This is a genomic window from Streptococcus sp. SV2 (assembly GCF_030440175.1).
In the GTDB taxonomy this organism is placed as follows: Bacteria; Bacillota; Bacilli; order Lactobacillales; family Streptococcaceae; genus Streptococcus; species Streptococcus raffinosi.
In genome coordinates, this window is record NZ_JAQFJQ010000021.1 from 1 (window position 1) to 15288 (window position 15288).

Consider the following 15288-nt stretch of genomic DNA (forward strand, 5'->3'; position numbering starts at 1 on the left):
TCTCATAAGTTCTTCCTAATGATGGTTTGGTTGCTTTTCATTATAGTTCTTATGGGACTTTTTGTCTGCATTCAAAAAGCTCTATAATCTCTATAGTGATTTTACCCACTACAGAAATTATAGAGCCAAAAAAGTCAAGAGGGCCTTAGTAATAAGGCTCTTTTTCTGTAAAAATATGGTATAATAGAGTCAAATTTTGAATAGAGTGAGTTTTCTGATAATGAATAAATCTTATTTTTACTTGGTGATGAAAACGCATGAGTTGGAAGTACCATATACTGCTAAACTTCGACGAGTGCGTGTTCTTCTCCCCAAAAATTATGAAACAGATACAGATCGTTCTTACCCTGTTGTGTATTTTCATGATGGTCAGAATGTTCTTTATAGTAAGGAAGCATTTTCAGGTTATTCTTGGAAAATTATTCCGACTCTCAAGCGTAATCCGGATATTTCTCGTATGATTGTAGTGGCTATTGATAATGATGGTCCAAATCGTATGAATGAGTATTCTGCATGGAAGTATCAAGAATCTAATATTCCTGGTGTTCAATTTGGAGGAAAGGGAGTTGAGTATGCAGAGTTTGTCATGGATGTGGTGAAGCCTTTCATTGATAAAGAGTACCGTACTCTTTCAGACCGCCAGCACACTGCCATGATTGGTTCTTCACTTGGTGGTAACATCACTCAGTTTATGGGCCTTGATTATAAGGACCAGATTGGGTGTCTAGGTGTATTTTCTTCAGCTAACTGGTTGCATCAAGATGCTTTTGACCGTTATATGGATCGTCAAAAATTAGATTCTGATCAGCGTGTTTATATTTATGTAGGGACAGAGGAGGCTGACGATACGGACAAGACCTTGATGGCTGGTAATATTAAGCAGGCTTATATTGATTCGTCACTGAGTTATTATCATGATTTGATTGCCCGTGGTGTTGACTTGGAGAATATCAAAATTCACATTCAATCCGGTGCTGAACATAATGAAGAGGCATGGGCTGAGAATTTACCAGACTGTTTACGCTTTTTCGCTGAGAAGTGGGACTAGTCTTTAATGTCATAACTATTTAATAGCAATTTAGGAAAAGGATTTAAACTATGAATATCGAACATCTTAGCCACTGGAGTGGCCAATTGAACCGTGAAATGTATCTTAATCGTTATGGGCACGCAGGTATCCCTGTGGTAGTTTTTGCTTCATCAGGTGGAAGTCACAATGAATACTATGATTTTGGTATGATTAATGCTTGTGAACGCTTCATTGAAGAAGGGCGTGTGCAATTCTTTACACTTTCAAGTGTAGACAGTGAGAGCTGGCTTTGCGATTGGAAAAATCCACACGATCGTGCAGAAATGCATCGTGCTTATGAACGTTATGTGATTCAAGAAGCCATTCCATTCATCAAACACAAGACTGGTTGGTTTGATCCTATGATGACAACTGGTTGTTCAATGGGTGCTTACCATGCGCTTAATTTCTTCTTGCAACACCCAGATGTTTTCAATAAAGTAGTAGCCCTTAGCGGTGTTTATGATGCACGTTTCTTTGTTGGTGAATACGGAGGAGATGAGGCTATTTACCAAAACTCACCATCAGATTATATTTGGAATCAAAATGATGGTTGGTTTATCGATCGTTATCGTCAATCTGAAATTGTTGTGTGTACAGGTCTTGGTGCTTGGGAACAAGATGGTCTTCCTTCTTATTACAAACTTAAGGAAGCTTTTGAACAAAAGAATATTCCAGCTTGGTTCTCTGAGTGGGGATACGATGTAGCCCACGATTGGGAATGGTGGCGTAAACAGATGCCATATTTCCTTGACAACATGAACCTATAATTTTCTTATCTACTGAGTAACTAAAAAAGAGGAATCAGAAATGAATTATATTGTTATTTCACCTTACTATCCACAAAACTTCCAACAGTTTACTGTTGAACTTGCTAATAAGGGAATCACTGTTCTCGGTATTGGTCAAGAGCCTTATGAACAATTGGATCAGCCTTTGAAAGATGCGTTGACTGAATACTTCCGAGTGGATAATTTGGAAAATTTGGATGAAGTGAAACGTGCAGTTGCCTTTCTCTTCTATAAACATGGACCAATCGATCGTATCGAATCACATAATGAATACTGGTTGGAATTGGACGCAGCCCTTCGTGAACAGTTTAATGTATTTGGTGCTAAGCCGGAGGACCTCAAGAAGACAAAATACAAATCTGAAATGAAAAAGCTTTTCCAAAAGGCTGGTGTCCCAGTTGTACCAGGTGATGTGGTTAAGACAGATGCGGATGTGGATAAGGCTGTAGCCGAAATCGGACTTCCAATGATTGCTAAACCAGACAACGGTGTCGGTGCAGCTGCAACATTCAAACTTGAAACTGGGGACGATATCAATCATTTCAAGGCTGAGTGGGATCATGAAACAGTTTATTTCTTTGAAAAATTTGTGACTTCAAGTGAAATCTGTACTTTTGATGGTTTGTTGGATAGTAATGGCAATATTGTCTTCTCAACAACTTTTGATTATGCCCACACGCCACTTGATTTGATGCTTTACAAGATGGATAATTCTTACTACGTTCTTAAGGATATGGATCCTAAGTTACGTCAGTATGGTGAAGCTATTATCAAAGAATTTGGTATGAAGGAACGTTTCTTCCATATTGAATTCTTCCGTGAAGGTGATGATTATATTGCAATTGAGTATAATAATCGCCCTGCCGGTGGTTTCACTATTGATGTTTATAACTATGCTCATTCTATTGATTTGTACAAGGGTTATGCGGATGTCGTTGTTGGGGAGCCTTTCCCAGCATCTCACTTTGAACCACTTTACTGCTTGGCAACATCACGTCGTGCAAATTCTCACTACGCTTATTCAGAAGAAGAACTCTTCGACAAATACCGTGATCAACTTAAGGTTAAGAAAATCATGCCTGCTGCCTTTGCAGAGTTGCAAGGTGATTACCTCTACATGTTGACAACACCTAGTCGTGAAGAAATGGAACAAATGATTGAGGACTTTGGTAAAAAAGCCTAATTTGTATATGCTAAAAGCGCTTCAGCGTTTGAACTGAAGTGCTTTTGTCATGCCTTATTTTTCGTGAAGTTCTTGGTTTTTCAGAACCAGTTCTGAAACTTTGGCGAATTTTTTAAGTTTTTTGAGATCTTCTGGATGGGTTACTAAGCTGATGACACTACCTTCATTTCCCATACGACCAGTACGTCCTGCACGGTGAGTGTAGGCTTCCCGATTTCGAGGAATATCGAAGTTGATGACCACTTCAAGCTTTTCAATATCGATTCCTCGTGCCAATAAATCAGTTCCTAGTAAAAGTGAAATCTCATGATTTTTGAATTTTTCCAAGATAACTTTACGGAATTTGACATTAATATCACTGGCAAGTGATACTGCTGAAGCCCCATTAAATTGAAGGCGCTCTTCGGTAGCGCCAAGGTCAGAAAGACTGTTGAAAAATACAAGACCACGGAAGTCAGGAATATTGGAGAACTTACGAAGAAGTTCGACACGGTGACGTTTATCAACACTGATATAATAATGTTTAATGGTGTCAAGTTTTTGGTCAGATAAGTCATAAACAATAGTATTTTCCACAAGATCTTGATCGTCAATTTTGTTAGTCGCTGAAATGTAGATCATTTGATGGTCACGAGGGACATGGTGGCTGATTTTTGTTACGAAATGGTATTGGCTATCACTAAGAAGCTCATCAAATTCATCAAGGATGATGGTGTTGACGTTCATCATCTTGATTTTTTTGAGTTTAATCAGTTCGAAGACACGACCAGGGGTTCCGATAAGAATTTCTGGTCCTTTCTTCAGACGTTCAATCTGGCGTTTTTGGCTAGAGCCAGAAAGGAAGAGTTGAGCAGTAATCCCTAGTGGCTCAGCCCATTGTTTGGTCACATCAAAAATTTGTCCAGCAAGCTCAGAATTGGGTGCTAGGATAAGCAATTGCTGAGCTTTTTTTGGCTTTAGAGAAAGGAGAAGTGGGAGGAGGTAGGCCAGAGTCTTACCTGTTCCAGTTGGGCTGATACCCAAAACATTGTCCCCTTCTGTAATTGGTGCAAAGAGTTCTTTTTGAATGGCAGTTTCTGTTGTGATTCCTTTTTCTTTAAGGAGGTCTTGCCATTGTTCAGGAAAGTTTGTAAACATAAAAGTCTCATTTTCTATATGGATTTGCTTTTATTATATCATGATTTAGTGTAGAATAGATGAGAAAGACTCTATTAGATAGGAATTTACCATGCCTAAAAAACCGATTATTATTGGGGTTACGGGTGGCTCTGGTGGTGGTAAGACCAGTGTTTCTCGTGCCATTTTATCCAATTTTCCAGATGAAAAAATTGCCATGATTGAACATGACTCGTACTATAAGGATCAGTCTCATTTGACTTTTGAGGAGCGTGTGTCAACTAACTATGACCATCCCTTTGCCTTTGATACAGATCTCATGATTGAACATATCAATGAGTTGATTGCTGGGCGTCCGGTGGATATTCCGATTTATGATTATACGCAACACACTCGTAGTGCCAAGACTTATCGTCAGGAGCCTCAGGATGTTTTCATCGTTGAAGGGATTCTAGTACTTGAGGATAAACGCTTGCGTGATTTGATGGATATCAAGCTCTTTGTAGATACTGATGATGACATTCGTATTATTCGCCGTATCAAGCGTGATATGGAAGAACGTGGTCGTAGCTTGGATAGTATTATTGAGCAATATATCAGTGTTGTAAAACCCATGTACCACCAGTTTATCGAGCCTACGAAACGTTATGCGGATGTGGTCATTCCTGAAGGTGTCACAAATACTGTTGCTATCGATTTGATAAATACTAAGGTAGCAAGCATCTTGAAAGAAAGTAAGGAAGCCTAAGCAAGAGCTTGGCTTTTTTGGTATAATTAAAACATTATGATTATTTTACAAGGAAACAAAATAGAGCGCTCTTTTTCAGGAGATGTGCTCTTTGATAATATTAATATTCAGGTGGATGAGCGAGATCGTATTGCCCTTGTTGGACGTAACGGTGCTGGGAAATCAACCTTATTGAAAATCCTAGTTGGAGAGGAAGCGCCGACAAGTGGTGAGATTAATACGAAACGTGATTTGAACCTGTCTTATCTGGCTCAGGATAGTCGTTTTGAGTCTAGCAATACCATTTACGCTGAAATGTTAAATGTTTTTGCCAGTCTTCGTGCCGATGAAAAACGTCTGCGTGACATGGAAATGAAGATGGCTGAGTTGACTGGGGCAGACTTGGACAAGCTAATGACCGACTATGATCGCCTTTCCGAGGATTTCAGACAAAGAGGTGGTTTTACTTACGAATCTGATATCAGAGCCATTCTCAATGGTTTCAAGTTTGATGAAAGCATGTGGGAGATGCCTATTTCAGATCTTTCTGGAGGACAGAATACCCGCCTGGCCTTGGCTAAAATGTTGCTAGAGAAGCCTGAACTTTTGGTACTGGATGAACCGACTAACCACTTGGATATCGAAACTATCGCCTGGTTGGAGAATTACCTAGTTAATTATCAGGGTGCTCTAATCATTGTCAGTCACGACCGTTATTTTTTGGATAAGGTAGCGACAGTAACCCTAGATTTGACCAAACATAGCTTGGATCGTTATGTCGGAAACTATTCAACATTCATGGATCTCAAGGCTGAAAAGTTGGCCACTGAAGCCAAAAACTTCGAAAAGCAACAAAAAGAAATTGCTAAGCTGGAGGACTTTGTTAATCGTAATATTGTCCGTGCCTCTACAACCAAGCGTGCCCAGGCCCGTCGTAAACAACTTGAGAAAATGGAAAGACTGGATAAGCCAACAGAAGGCCAAAAGTCAGCCAATATGACTTTCCATGCGGACAAGGTCTCCGGGAATGTGGTCTTGACAGTTAGGGATGCTGCCATTGGTTACGATGATGAGATTCTTTCGGAGCCTATTTCTCTGGATGTTAAGAAGATGGATGCCATTGCCATTGTAGGGCCTAATGGTATTGGCAAAACGACCTTTATCAAGTCGGTAGTGGGGCAATTGCCTTTTATCAAGGGAACGTCGACCTATGGTGCCAATGTTGAAGTAGGTTATTATGATCAAACCCAATCTGCCTTGACGCCCTCAAATACTGTCCTTGATGAGTTGTGGAATGATTTTGCAACCACTCCTGAAGTTGAGATTCGTAACCGTCTGGGTGCTTTTCTCTTCTCAGGTGATGACGTCAAAAAGTCGGTTTCCATGCTTTCTGGTGGGGAGAAGGCTCGCCTGCTCCTAGCCAAACTATCAATGGAAAACAATAACTTCCTGATTCTGGATGAACCGACCAACCACTTGGACATTGATAGCAAGGAAGTCTTGGAAAATGCCCTTATTGACTTTGATGGAACGCTTCTCTTTGTCAGCCATGACCGTTACTTTATCAACCGTGTGGCCACTAAAGTGATGGAAATTTCTGAGGATGGGGCAACCATTTATCTTGGGGATTATGATTATTATCTTGAGAAGAAGGCTGAGCTTGAAGAGTTGGCACGACTTGAGGCGGAAGAAAATCAAGGACAAGAAGAGGTTCAAGTAGCTTCGGCAGGTGCTAATGATTATCAAGCTCAAAAAGTCAATCAGAAAGAGATGCGTAAACTAAGCCGACGCATTGAACAAATTGAAAACGAGCTAGAGACCATTGAAGAACGCTTGGAGGAAATCTCTGCTGCCATGCTTGAAACCAATGACGTGGCGGAATTATCTGACTTGCAGAAAGAGCTGGATGAGTTATCAGTCAATCAAGAGGCTCTGATGGAAGAGTGGAGCGACTTATCAGAACAATTGGAAGGTTAAGGAAATATGAGAGCCTTTTCATGTTTTGAGTTGTGAAAGGCTTACATTGTTGGTATAATGGTCTTAGTATATAAAAGGAGACTAGCTTTATGAACAAAGTAAAGAAAAAAGTGTATCGTAACACAACATCTTTCAACATGATGGCTTGGGGATCATTTGCCTTCTTTGTAATCTTGATGTTGGTAGGCCTCTATACCCTTAAAGAGCCTTTGATGGTTAAGGGTTACTACCTCATGGGATGTGTTGGCTTGATTTCATCTTCCTTTACAGTATCTAAGGTTGTCCGTGATAATCAAGAAGATGAAGAAAACTATAACAAACTCATCGCCCAACAAACTTTCGAACAATAAGAGGAGGAGCCTGAAAAGGCTTTTTCTTTTTGAATAGTGCCATTTAATTATTTACCCAAATAATCAAAAAGTGTCTTTAGTAAATATAGATGATTATAATAAAAACCATCTTGCATATGAAATTGATTTTCATGATTATAAAAATTTTTATATTTTAGATACTCAAAATCATCAAATTTCTGAGAAAACAAAATATGATAATGAAGAGAATACCGTAGTAACCACTGCTTCTTATACAGAAGATATGAATACAGCAATTGATTTTACATTTGATTTTGGTGAAGGTGGTAGTTATTTAATGCATGCATAGAATACAAGAAATACAAATAATTTCTTCGTAAAACAATCGAAGAAAGCTAGACGAGACTTCCTGTTGTGAGAAAAGTGGTTGAATCATTATAGAATTAGTCATGGAACTTCGAAGAAGGTCGCTGACGTCCGTACTCACTTAAGGGAAGTCTCAAAAAGATTTTATTTATAGAAGCCTGAAAAGGCTTTTTCTTTTTTGCAGAAAATGCACAAATATTCTGACTCTTACCTAAGGGAAGTGTTATAATGGAATGAGAGGGTCTGAGCACCTTGTTTTATGGTATCGGACCTTATGCCTTATAAGACTAATCATCGTATAAGAATACGGTAGTGAAAAGGTAGGTAATATTATGGAATTCAAAGTTAAAGATGGTCAAATCATCTATTATCGGGATCTTGGTAAGGGTTTTCCAATTGTCTTTTTACATGGCAATAATTTGTCTGGAAACTACTTTGCTAAGCAAGGAATTCTATATCGAGACTATCGCTTAATTTTTATTGATAGTCGTAATCACGGTAGATCCAGTCGTCAGAGTGTTAAGATGACCTTTGAACAGATGGCTGCCGATTTGGAGGAAATTTTGCAATTTTTAAATATCAAAAAGGCCTTGTTTGTTGGTCACAGTGATGGGGCCAATCTAGCTATGGTTTATGCTAGTCGCTTTCCTGACCGGATTGCGGGTCTCTTACTAAATGCGGGTAACATGACCTTTAATGGCTTGACCAGACGTTCTAGGTTCTTGGTTCATTTACAATATCTTTGTTTGAAGGCCTTATCGCCATTTTCAGCTAAAATGGATATTATGGCAAAAGTAACAGGTCTCATGTTGCATGATTTACCCTTGGATAGGGAGCAATTACACAAGGCACCCTATCCTGTTTGGGTGGTTATGGGGCAAAGGGATGTTATTAGTTTTAGGCATTCCAAAGAGATTTCGGAACTCTTTCCGATTCATAAGCTGTATGTTGAGCGTCGGCAAGGACACCGTTTAGCTCAACGAAAATACAAGGTCTTTAATCAAATGATTCGTGATTTAGTGAGAATTAGTCGAAAAGAGGTGGTGGCATGAAGAGTCTTTTGGAGAGATTACAACCTTTAAAAACAGCAATCAAATCCATCTTCTTTATCTCAATTACGGTTCTTGTCGTTATTGAACTGGTCCGGTTGAAGCGAACCATTACATTAGAATCGTTAGAATCGGCTCTGTCAGGCTTGTCTATTTGGCACCTTATTCTCATGATTATAATTGGGTTAGTCGCCGTACTCCCCATGTTGTTTTATGATTTAATCCTGAATAAGGAGTTAGAGACGGATTATTCCAAACCCTATATTTTAGAGACGAGTTGGGCGGTTAATACGATTAATAACCTGGCTGGTTTTGCTGGTTTGGTTGATGTCGGTTTACGGTATTCTTTCTATTCTGAGGATGGGCAGGAAAAGACGGGTATTAAAGCACTGTCACGTTTATTGCCTTACTTTATGTCGGGATTGTCACTCTTGAGTGGCTTGGTATTTGTTAGTTTTTGGTTTCTTCCTCTGAGTCCAGATTTAAGAAAGTATTGGCTGCTTTTGTTAGGGATTTTCCTTTATTTGCCCTTTATTTTCTTTATTTCCAGTCGGGAAAAGTTGGCCTATTTTGGGCAGGTACCTTTGAAAACGAGGCTAAGTCTTCTTTTGGCTTCTACAGCTGAGTGGGGAACTGCTCTTGGGAGCTTTGTCAGTGTCGCCTATTTGATGGGATTACATGTTCATCTTTACAATCTGATTCCGCTCTACCTGCTAGCTGTTATCATTGGTATTTTCTCAATGATTCCAGGAGGGATTGGTAGTTTTGATCTTATTGTCATTACTGGTTTGACATCCATGGGTGTTAGTAATGCCATGGCGGTTAGCTTGCTCTTACTTTATCGTTTGACTTACTATGTCATTCCATTCTTATTGGGAGTTGTCTTCTTTTTCAAACACATGGGAGGACGTATTAACGATAAGTACTTTAGGGTTTCTTCACGGGTATTTGCAGGGAGCCTATACCGTTTCTTGGTCTATCTCTTGCGTTTTTTGGGAATCTTCTTGATTTTGTCAGCTTTAATTCCAGATCGGTTGGCTTATGTCTATTTGATTAACCGATTTGATCCAATTCAGGAACAGTTGATTTGGCAGTTCCCAAGTATTTTATTTGGAACCCTCTTTATTTTCATGGCTCGTCTCATTAAGCGTCGGGTTAAGGGAGCATTTCCTGCCTCTTTATTAACCTTTGTCTTAGCCTTGATTTATGTCAATCTTAATGGCATTTCCTGGGCCATGACCTTCTTGATTTCACTTTCTTTGGTGATTGTGCTAATTATCAGAAAGAAATTGATCCATCGTTATTTTGTGTATAGCTGGGAAGATAAGACTAAAGATTTCCTCTTTCTTGCCTTTACTATTTTGGTTCTCCTTGTTTTAGGGGGAAATGGCTTCTGGTCTCATCTCTTGCCACCGAAGAGCCGTGATGTTCTTGGACATTTTATCCATATCTGGTTTAATATTTTATTGGCAGCTGTCATCATTGCAACCATTGTTTGGGGGCTCTTGAAAATTTTGGCACCTCGTAAGACTTTCGGTCAAAAAATGGATGATGAACGTTTTACAGCTCTTTTGTCAAAATATGGAGGTGCATCAGAAAGTGCTTTGGCTTACCTACATGACAAACACCTCTTTTGGTATCGTGTTGATGGACAGGACCAAGTAGTTTTCCAATTCGCTCAAACCAGTAACAAGTGCGTGGTTATGGGAAATCCGATTGGGAATGAAGATTATTATCGACCAGCATGGGAAGCCTTTCTAAGCGCTTTATCTGATTGGAATCTGCAAGCCCTATTTTATGAGGCAGATGAAAGCATTACCCTCATGCTTCATGACTATGGATTTGACTTCATGAAGTTTGGGGAAAATGCTATGGTTGACTTGACGACGTTTTCGGTTGAAGGAAAGCATGGTAAGAAATTCCGTAAACCGACTAATCGCGTGGAAAAAGCTGGTTTCCAATTTAAATTGCTTCAACCGCCATTTTCAGAGACTCAAATGCAGGAAATGAGAGCTGTCTCAGATGTTTGGCTTAATGGTCGTAAGGAGAAAGGTTTCTCTCTTGGTTTCTTCGATGAAGCCTATCTGCAACAAGCGCCGATTGCCATTGTTGAAAGTGAAGCAGGCGAAATTGTTGCCTTTGCCAATATCATGCCAACCAAAAATAAACGAGTGGCCACGATTGACCTCATGCGATATGACTTTGAAAAGGCACCTGAAGGCATTATGGACTACCTCTTTGTCAAACTCTTCCAATACTTCCAAGCAGAAGGCAAGCAGTACTTTGATATGGGAATGGCTCCCCTAGCCAACGTTGGTACTGAAGAAGATAGTTTCTTAGAGGAAAAGGTTGCCAATCTGGTTTATGTTTTTGCACAGCGTTTTTACTCTTTCAGTGGCCTCCAACGTTATAAGGAAAAATTCTCTCCAATCTGGTCTCCAAAATATATTGTCTATCCAAAAAGAACCTGGCTCTTGTTTGATATGATTGCTATTCTAAGGATTGATAATCGTAAAATTGAAGACAGAATGAAGAAAAGACGTCTTTGGAAATAGAGATAACATGAAAATAGCGAAGCCAATCAGCTTCGCTATTTTGATATGTAGAAGCCTTACTTTTCGAATTCTGCTTTTGATTTAGTATCTGCATACTCTTCAGCTACCTCGCTTGAGAGAATGTCATCATAACTTGGCAGTGAAATGTTCTGGCCATATTTGTTTCGAAGAGCTGTAGTTACCAGTCGGTATGCGAGGTTGGCATTACGAGAAAGAATTGGGCCGTGGAAGTAGCTACCATAAACATTCTTGTAGTGAACACCCTCGGAACCATCTTCCTTATTGTTACCATTACCGTAGACCACCTTCCCAAGTGGTTTCTCGTCATCCGAAAGGAAGGTACGTCCTTGGTGATTTTCAAAGCCATAATATGTTTCATCGAATTCTTCGTTATGAATCTTGATGTCACCGATGTAACGGTTATTTTCTTGATTGAGGGTGTAGTGGCCCATGACACCAATGCCGTCAATGCGAACCCCGTTAGCTTGGATGTAATATTGTCCAAGAAGTTGGAAACCACCGCAGATGGCTAGGATGACCTTATTATCTTGGATGAATTGATCAATAGCGTCACGTTTAGATGGTAGGTCTTTGGCAACGATGGATTGTTCGTAGTCTTGACCACCTCCAAAGAAGACCATGTCGTAGTGATCTTTGTCAAAGTCGTCCCCAACAGAAACGATGTCGAAGGTCATTTTAGCACCAAGTTTTTCCCCCACATATTTGATCATAAGGACATTACCATTGTCCCCGTAGGTATTGAGCAGATTACCATAAAGGTGGGCAACATTTAGGTCGTAGGTGTAGTCACGATTTTCTGGAGATTTGAGAGAAGTATAGGTCATTAGTTCATCTCCTTTCCGACAGCATGACGTTGGGCAAGAATGTCACGAAATTCAAGCATGGCAGTATAGGTAGCTAGGATATAGGCATGGTCGCAATCTTGCTTTTCAATCAAGGCCATAATATCTTCGAGCTTTTCTGCTTGCGTAATCTTATCCTCTGGGTAGCCAGTCACACGAAGACGGCGGGCAATTTCAGAGTGACGGACACCACCAGCATTAATCTCAGGAATATCCATGTCGAGAATGCTTTCAAAGTTGGCATCCCAAATCCAGCTAGTATCAATACCGTCAGCATAGTTGGCGTTAAGAAGAACTGACAAGCTAAATGGATAATCTGCAAGCTTAATCATTTCGAGAGCTTGGCTAGCGCCAACTGGATTCTTAATGAGTACGAGGGTACATGATTTGTTGCCAATCTTAAAGGTTTCTTGGCGTCCAAAGACAGCACGGCTCTTATTAAACCCAGCCTTGATTTTTTCAGGAGCCACACCGAAGAATTCAGCAACAGAAACCGCAGCAAGGGCATTGTAGATGTTGTAGAGACCACCGACATTAATCTTGTAGTCTTGTCCATCAATGACAAATTCAGAAGTCGTGTTAGTGATTTTAGTCAACTTCGTTAGCTTATAATCTAATTCTGGACGGTGGAAATCGCAGTTAGGGCAGGTGTAGTCACCCAAGTTAGCGTAAGTATTGAGGCGATACTGAAGAATACGCTCACACTTAGGACAGACAATGCCTTCAGTATTATAATGGGCCAGCTCTGGCGCATGCTTTTCAGTATCAAAACCATAGAAACGTACGGGATTGATCACTTCTTTAGAGTTGAAGAGGGGACTGTCCCCATTAGCCAAAATAGTAGCCTTGGGTGCCTTGGCAGCACCATCTAAAATCATCTGATAAGTAGTATAGATTTCACCGTAGCGGTCCATTTGGTCACGGAAAATATTTGTGAAGACAAATAGACTTGGGGTGATGTACTCTGTGATTTTTGGTAGGCTAGCTTCGTCAATCTCCAAGACAGCAATTTTCTTACCTGATTTAGCTCTTTTAGCGGTTAGGAAAGTAGAAGTAATCCCTGTGATCATGTTGGCTCCACTAGGATTGGTCACAATGTCACCAAAAGCTTCTTTTAAAATTCCAACTGTCAAAGCTGTTGTTAGAGTCTTTCCGTTGGTTCCTGTAACAACGACGATTTCATAATCTTTTGCCAGTGTGTCTAAAATGTTTTTGTCAAATTTAAGGGCGATTTTTCCTGGGAGGGTTGACCCACGTCCTAATTTGGAGAGGACAAAGTGGCTAGTCTTTCCTGCCAAGATACCCATGGTAGTTTTTATAGTCATGAATTTATTTTATCACAAAAAGTAGTGATTGTAGTCTCAAAATAGTTTGAATTCGTGGTATAATAGGAACTGTTTAAAAATTAAAAGAAAGTGTGATATGTATGGGTATACTGTCGTCCATTGATATTGATTTTTGGCGGTCACTCTTTGATAGTCCGTTGAAAGTTATCGTCAATAGTTTGGACATATTGATTGTTGCTTTTTTAATTTACCGCTTTATTAGGGCCCTGAGGGGAACCAAAATCATGACCCTAGTTCAAGGGGTAGTCTTATTTATTTTTGTAAAATTTATTTCTGATTTTATAGGCTTCACAACGATTTCTTATTTGATGAATCAGGTCATCAACTATGGTGCCATTGCGGCGGTTGTAATCTTTGCGCCAGAGCTTCGTTCTGCACTTGAAACCTTTGGACGTACGCCTCAGCATTTTTTGCAAAATAAAGAAGTGAGTTCAGATGAGAAACTGGTTCAAGCTTTTGTTAAAGCCGCTAAGTACATGAGTCCTCGTAAGATTGGAGCCCTCGTCTCTATTGAACAGACGCAAACTCTGCAAGAACAAATTGTGACAGGAATTCCGCTTGATGCAGTTGTAACAGGGGAACTGTTGATTAATATTTTTATCCCTAATACACCGCTTCATGATGGGGCAGTTATCATCAGAGATAATAAGGTTGCGACAGCTTGTTCTTATCTACCGCTTTCGGAATCTAATAAAATTTCTAAGGAATTCGGAACACGTCACAGGGCCGCTATTGGTCTTTCAGAGCAAACAGATGCTCTTACCTTTGTCGTATCTGAAGAAACAGGTGCGATTTCCATTGCTTATAAGGGCAATTTCTTGCATGGACTGTCCATTCAAGAGTTTGAGCAAGAGTTGAGTCTTATTTTGTTGAAAGAGCAAGAACCTCGTCAGTCATTCTTCCAACGTTGGATGGGAGGTAGCAAAAAATGAAACGCATTGTCCGTGTATTAAAAAATGATCGTTGGTGGCAAATACTAGTTGCGCTCTTCTTTGCGGTTACGCTATTCGTCACGGCTTGGTCTGGTAATACGCAAAATAAAAGTAATAGCTCAAGTGCTTCGAATACCTTCACGCAAACAGTAGAATCTGTTCCTGTAGATATTAAGTACGACAGTGATAATTACTTTATCAGTGGTTATTCTTATGACGCTGAGGTTTATTTGACCGCGACTACTCAGTTGGCTTTGACGACTGAAGCAACAAGCGATACGCGCCATTTTAAGTTAGTTGCAGATTTGTCAAATCTTGGTCAAGGGACAAGCCGGGTTCCTATTCAGGTTAAGAATTTACCAGCTGGAATGTCTGCCCAAGTATCGCCATCGACCTTGACAGCAACAATTGGTAAAAAAGCTAGCAAGACATTTGATGTGGTTGCAAATATCACACCAGATAAGTTGGCTAATGGCTACGAAGTAAAAAAGGTTAGCTTGGATGAAACCAAGGTAGAGGTGACATCAAGTGAAGATATCATCAATCAAATTGACCACGTTCAAGCAGTTTTGGAAGGCGGTGCCAACTTGTCTGATGATTATGATGGCAACTTATTGTTGCAAGCCGTTTCAGCTAATGGGACAGTCTTGGCTAGCTCGATTTCTCCAGCTAAGGTTCATGCCAAAATTACTTTGAGAAAATTGAGCAAGTCTGTCCCTGTTAAGGTAGAGTTGACTGGAGATAAGGCTAGCAATGTGTCTAGTATCAGTTATAGTTTTGATCGAGGCCATGTGACTATTGTTGGTAGTCAGGAAGCTATGGATAAGATTGATAGTATCACTGTTCCAGTAGATATTAGTCATGTGACTAAGGATACTACACAAACGCTTAAGCTTTCGGCCGATGGTGTGACAGTGCAACCAAATACGGTTAAAGTTAATTTGAAGGTCACCCAAAAATAGAGAATGGCCATTTTCCAAGTTTATGTAAGATAGATAAAATG

14 protein-coding genes are annotated in these 15288 nt (G+C 39.9%); 11 read left to right on the forward strand and 3 right to left on the reverse strand.

Annotation, left to right across the window (positions count from 1 at the left end; translation table 11 throughout):
• Positions 1 to 220: 220 nt before the first annotated feature.
• The 3 genes from PCY14_RS08980 to PCY14_RS08990 are packed head-to-tail and all read left to right on the forward strand — an operon-like array spanning position 221 to position 3043.
• Positions 221 to 1048 carry an alpha/beta hydrolase gene (locus PCY14_RS08980; RefSeq protein ID WP_002888883.1) on the forward strand — a complete coding sequence of 276 codons (828 nt, stop codon included), beginning with the start codon at positions 221 to 223 and terminating at the stop codon, positions 1046 to 1048.
• A 50-nt stretch (positions 1049 to 1098) separates the two neighbouring features.
• Positions 1099 to 1839 carry an alpha/beta hydrolase-fold protein gene (locus PCY14_RS08985; RefSeq protein WP_008534305.1) on the forward strand — a complete coding sequence of 247 codons (741 nt, stop codon included), beginning with the start codon at positions 1099 to 1101 and terminating at the stop codon, positions 1837 to 1839.
• A 40-nt stretch (positions 1840 to 1879) separates the two neighbouring features.
• Positions 1880 to 3043 carry an acetyl-CoA carboxylase biotin carboxylase subunit family protein gene (locus PCY14_RS08990; protein WP_021145611.1) on the forward strand — a complete coding sequence of 388 codons (1164 nt, stop codon included), beginning with the start codon at positions 1880 to 1882 and terminating at the stop codon, positions 3041 to 3043.
• A 54-nt stretch (positions 3044 to 3097) separates the two neighbouring features.
• Here PCY14_RS08990 and PCY14_RS08995 read toward each other — a convergent pair whose 3' ends face one another.
• On the reverse strand, positions 3098 to 4180 hold the full coding sequence (locus tag PCY14_RS08995) for a DEAD/DEAH box helicase (RefSeq protein WP_164376408.1): 1083 nt from the start codon (positions 4178 to 4180) through the stop codon (positions 3098 to 3100).
• A 91-nt stretch (positions 4181 to 4271) separates the two neighbouring features.
• On the opposite strand from PCY14_RS08995, the gene udk reads away from it, so the two are divergent.
• From udk to mprF, 6 genes are all read left to right on the forward strand, one after another.
• Positions 4272 to 4907, forward strand: coding sequence for a uridine kinase (gene udk / locus PCY14_RS09000; protein WP_008534308.1), 636 nt, complete (start codon positions 4272 to 4274; stop codon positions 4905 to 4907).
• Positions 4908 to 4943: 36 nt separating this feature from the next.
• Complete coding sequence (locus PCY14_RS09005) at positions 4944 to 6863, forward strand: ABC-F family ATP-binding cassette domain-containing protein (RefSeq protein ID WP_021145609.1); 1920 nt, start codon at positions 4944 to 4946, stop codon at positions 6861 to 6863.
• A gap of 89 nt (positions 6864 to 6952) precedes the next feature.
• On the forward strand, positions 6953 to 7213 hold the full coding sequence (locus PCY14_RS09010; RefSeq protein ID WP_002883990.1) for a YiaA/YiaB family inner membrane protein: 261 nt from the start codon (positions 6953 to 6955) through the stop codon (positions 7211 to 7213).
• A gap of 70 nt (positions 7214 to 7283) precedes the next feature.
• Complete coding sequence (locus PCY14_RS09015; protein ID WP_021145608.1) at positions 7284 to 7523, forward strand: hypothetical protein; 240 nt, start codon at positions 7284 to 7286, stop codon at positions 7521 to 7523.
• 349 nt (positions 7524 to 7872) lie between these two features.
• Positions 7873 to 8592 (forward strand): alpha/beta hydrolase, encoded by a 720-nt coding sequence (locus PCY14_RS09020; RefSeq protein ID WP_021145607.1) that lies wholly within the window; start codon positions 7873 to 7875, stop codon positions 8590 to 8592.
• Positions 8589 to 11144 (forward strand): bifunctional lysylphosphatidylglycerol flippase/synthetase MprF, encoded by a 2556-nt coding sequence (gene mprF / locus PCY14_RS09025; protein ID WP_164376407.1) that lies wholly within the window; start codon positions 8589 to 8591, stop codon positions 11142 to 11144. The genes PCY14_RS09020 and mprF overlap by 4 nt, the downstream gene beginning before the upstream one ends.
• A gap of 56 nt (positions 11145 to 11200) precedes the next feature.
• Here the strand turns inward: mprF and gatD are convergent, their stop codons facing one another.
• On the reverse strand, positions 11201 to 11989 hold the full coding sequence (gatD, locus tag PCY14_RS09030; protein WP_021145604.1) for a lipid II isoglutaminyl synthase subunit GatD: 789 nt from the start codon (positions 11987 to 11989) through the stop codon (positions 11201 to 11203).
• Positions 11989 to 13332, reverse strand: a complete 1344-nt coding sequence (gene murT, locus PCY14_RS09035) for a lipid II isoglutaminyl synthase subunit MurT (RefSeq protein WP_037608795.1) — start codon at positions 13330 to 13332, stop codon at positions 11989 to 11991. The genes gatD and murT overlap by 1 nt, the downstream gene beginning before the upstream one ends.
• 101 nt (positions 13333 to 13433) lie before the next feature.
• Here murT and cdaA point away from each other — a divergent pair, with 101 nt between their 5' ends.
• Together cdaA and PCY14_RS09045 are read left to right on the forward strand one after the other, a co-directional pair.
• On the forward strand, positions 13434 to 14285 hold the full coding sequence (cdaA, locus tag PCY14_RS09040; RefSeq protein WP_021152019.1) for a diadenylate cyclase CdaA: 852 nt from the start codon (positions 13434 to 13436) through the stop codon (positions 14283 to 14285).
• A complete protein-coding gene (locus tag PCY14_RS09045) occupies positions 14282 to 15247 on the forward strand; it encodes a YbbR-like domain-containing protein (protein ID WP_008534322.1) in 966 nt (321 codons plus the stop codon). The genes cdaA and PCY14_RS09045 overlap by 4 nt, the downstream gene beginning before the upstream one ends.
• Positions 15248 to 15288: the final 41 nt, after the last annotated feature.

Bases quoted from the DNA above. Each gene is read 5' to 3' on its own strand.
- cdaA (WP_021152019.1), top strand. From the start codon at position 13,434: ATGGGTATACTGTCGTCCATTGATATTGATTTTTGGCGGTCACTCTTT.
- PCY14_RS08995 (WP_164376408.1), bottom strand. From the start codon at position 4,180: ATGTTTACAAACTTTCCTGAACAATGGCAAGACCTCCTTAAAGAAAAA.
- PCY14_RS09045 (WP_008534322.1), top strand. From the start codon at position 14,282: ATGAAACGCATTGTCCGTGTATTAAAAAATGATCGTTGGTGGCAAATA.
- PCY14_RS09005 (WP_021145609.1), top strand. From the start codon at position 4,944: ATGATTATTTTACAAGGAAACAAAATAGAGCGCTCTTTTTCAGGAGAT.
- murT (WP_037608795.1), bottom strand. From the start codon at position 13,332: ATGACTATAAAAACTACCATGGGTATCTTGGCAGGAAAGACTAGCCAC.
- udk (WP_008534308.1), top strand. From the start codon at position 4,272: ATGCCTAAAAAACCGATTATTATTGGGGTTACGGGTGGCTCTGGTGGT.
- PCY14_RS08990 (WP_021145611.1), top strand. From the start codon at position 1,880: ATGAATTATATTGTTATTTCACCTTACTATCCACAAAACTTCCAACAG.
- PCY14_RS08980 (WP_002888883.1), top strand. From the start codon at position 221: ATGAATAAATCTTATTTTTACTTGGTGATGAAAACGCATGAGTTGGAA.
- gatD (WP_021145604.1), bottom strand. From the start codon at position 11,989: ATGACCTATACTTCTCTCAAATCTCCAGAAAATCGTGACTACACCTAC.
- PCY14_RS08985 (WP_008534305.1), top strand. From the start codon at position 1,099: ATGAATATCGAACATCTTAGCCACTGGAGTGGCCAATTGAACCGTGAA.
- PCY14_RS09010 (WP_002883990.1), top strand. From the start codon at position 6,953: ATGAACAAAGTAAAGAAAAAAGTGTATCGTAACACAACATCTTTCAAC.
- mprF (WP_164376407.1), top strand. From the start codon at position 8,589: ATGAAGAGTCTTTTGGAGAGATTACAACCTTTAAAAACAGCAATCAAA.
- PCY14_RS09020 (WP_021145607.1), top strand. From the start codon at position 7,873: ATGGAATTCAAAGTTAAAGATGGTCAAATCATCTATTATCGGGATCTT.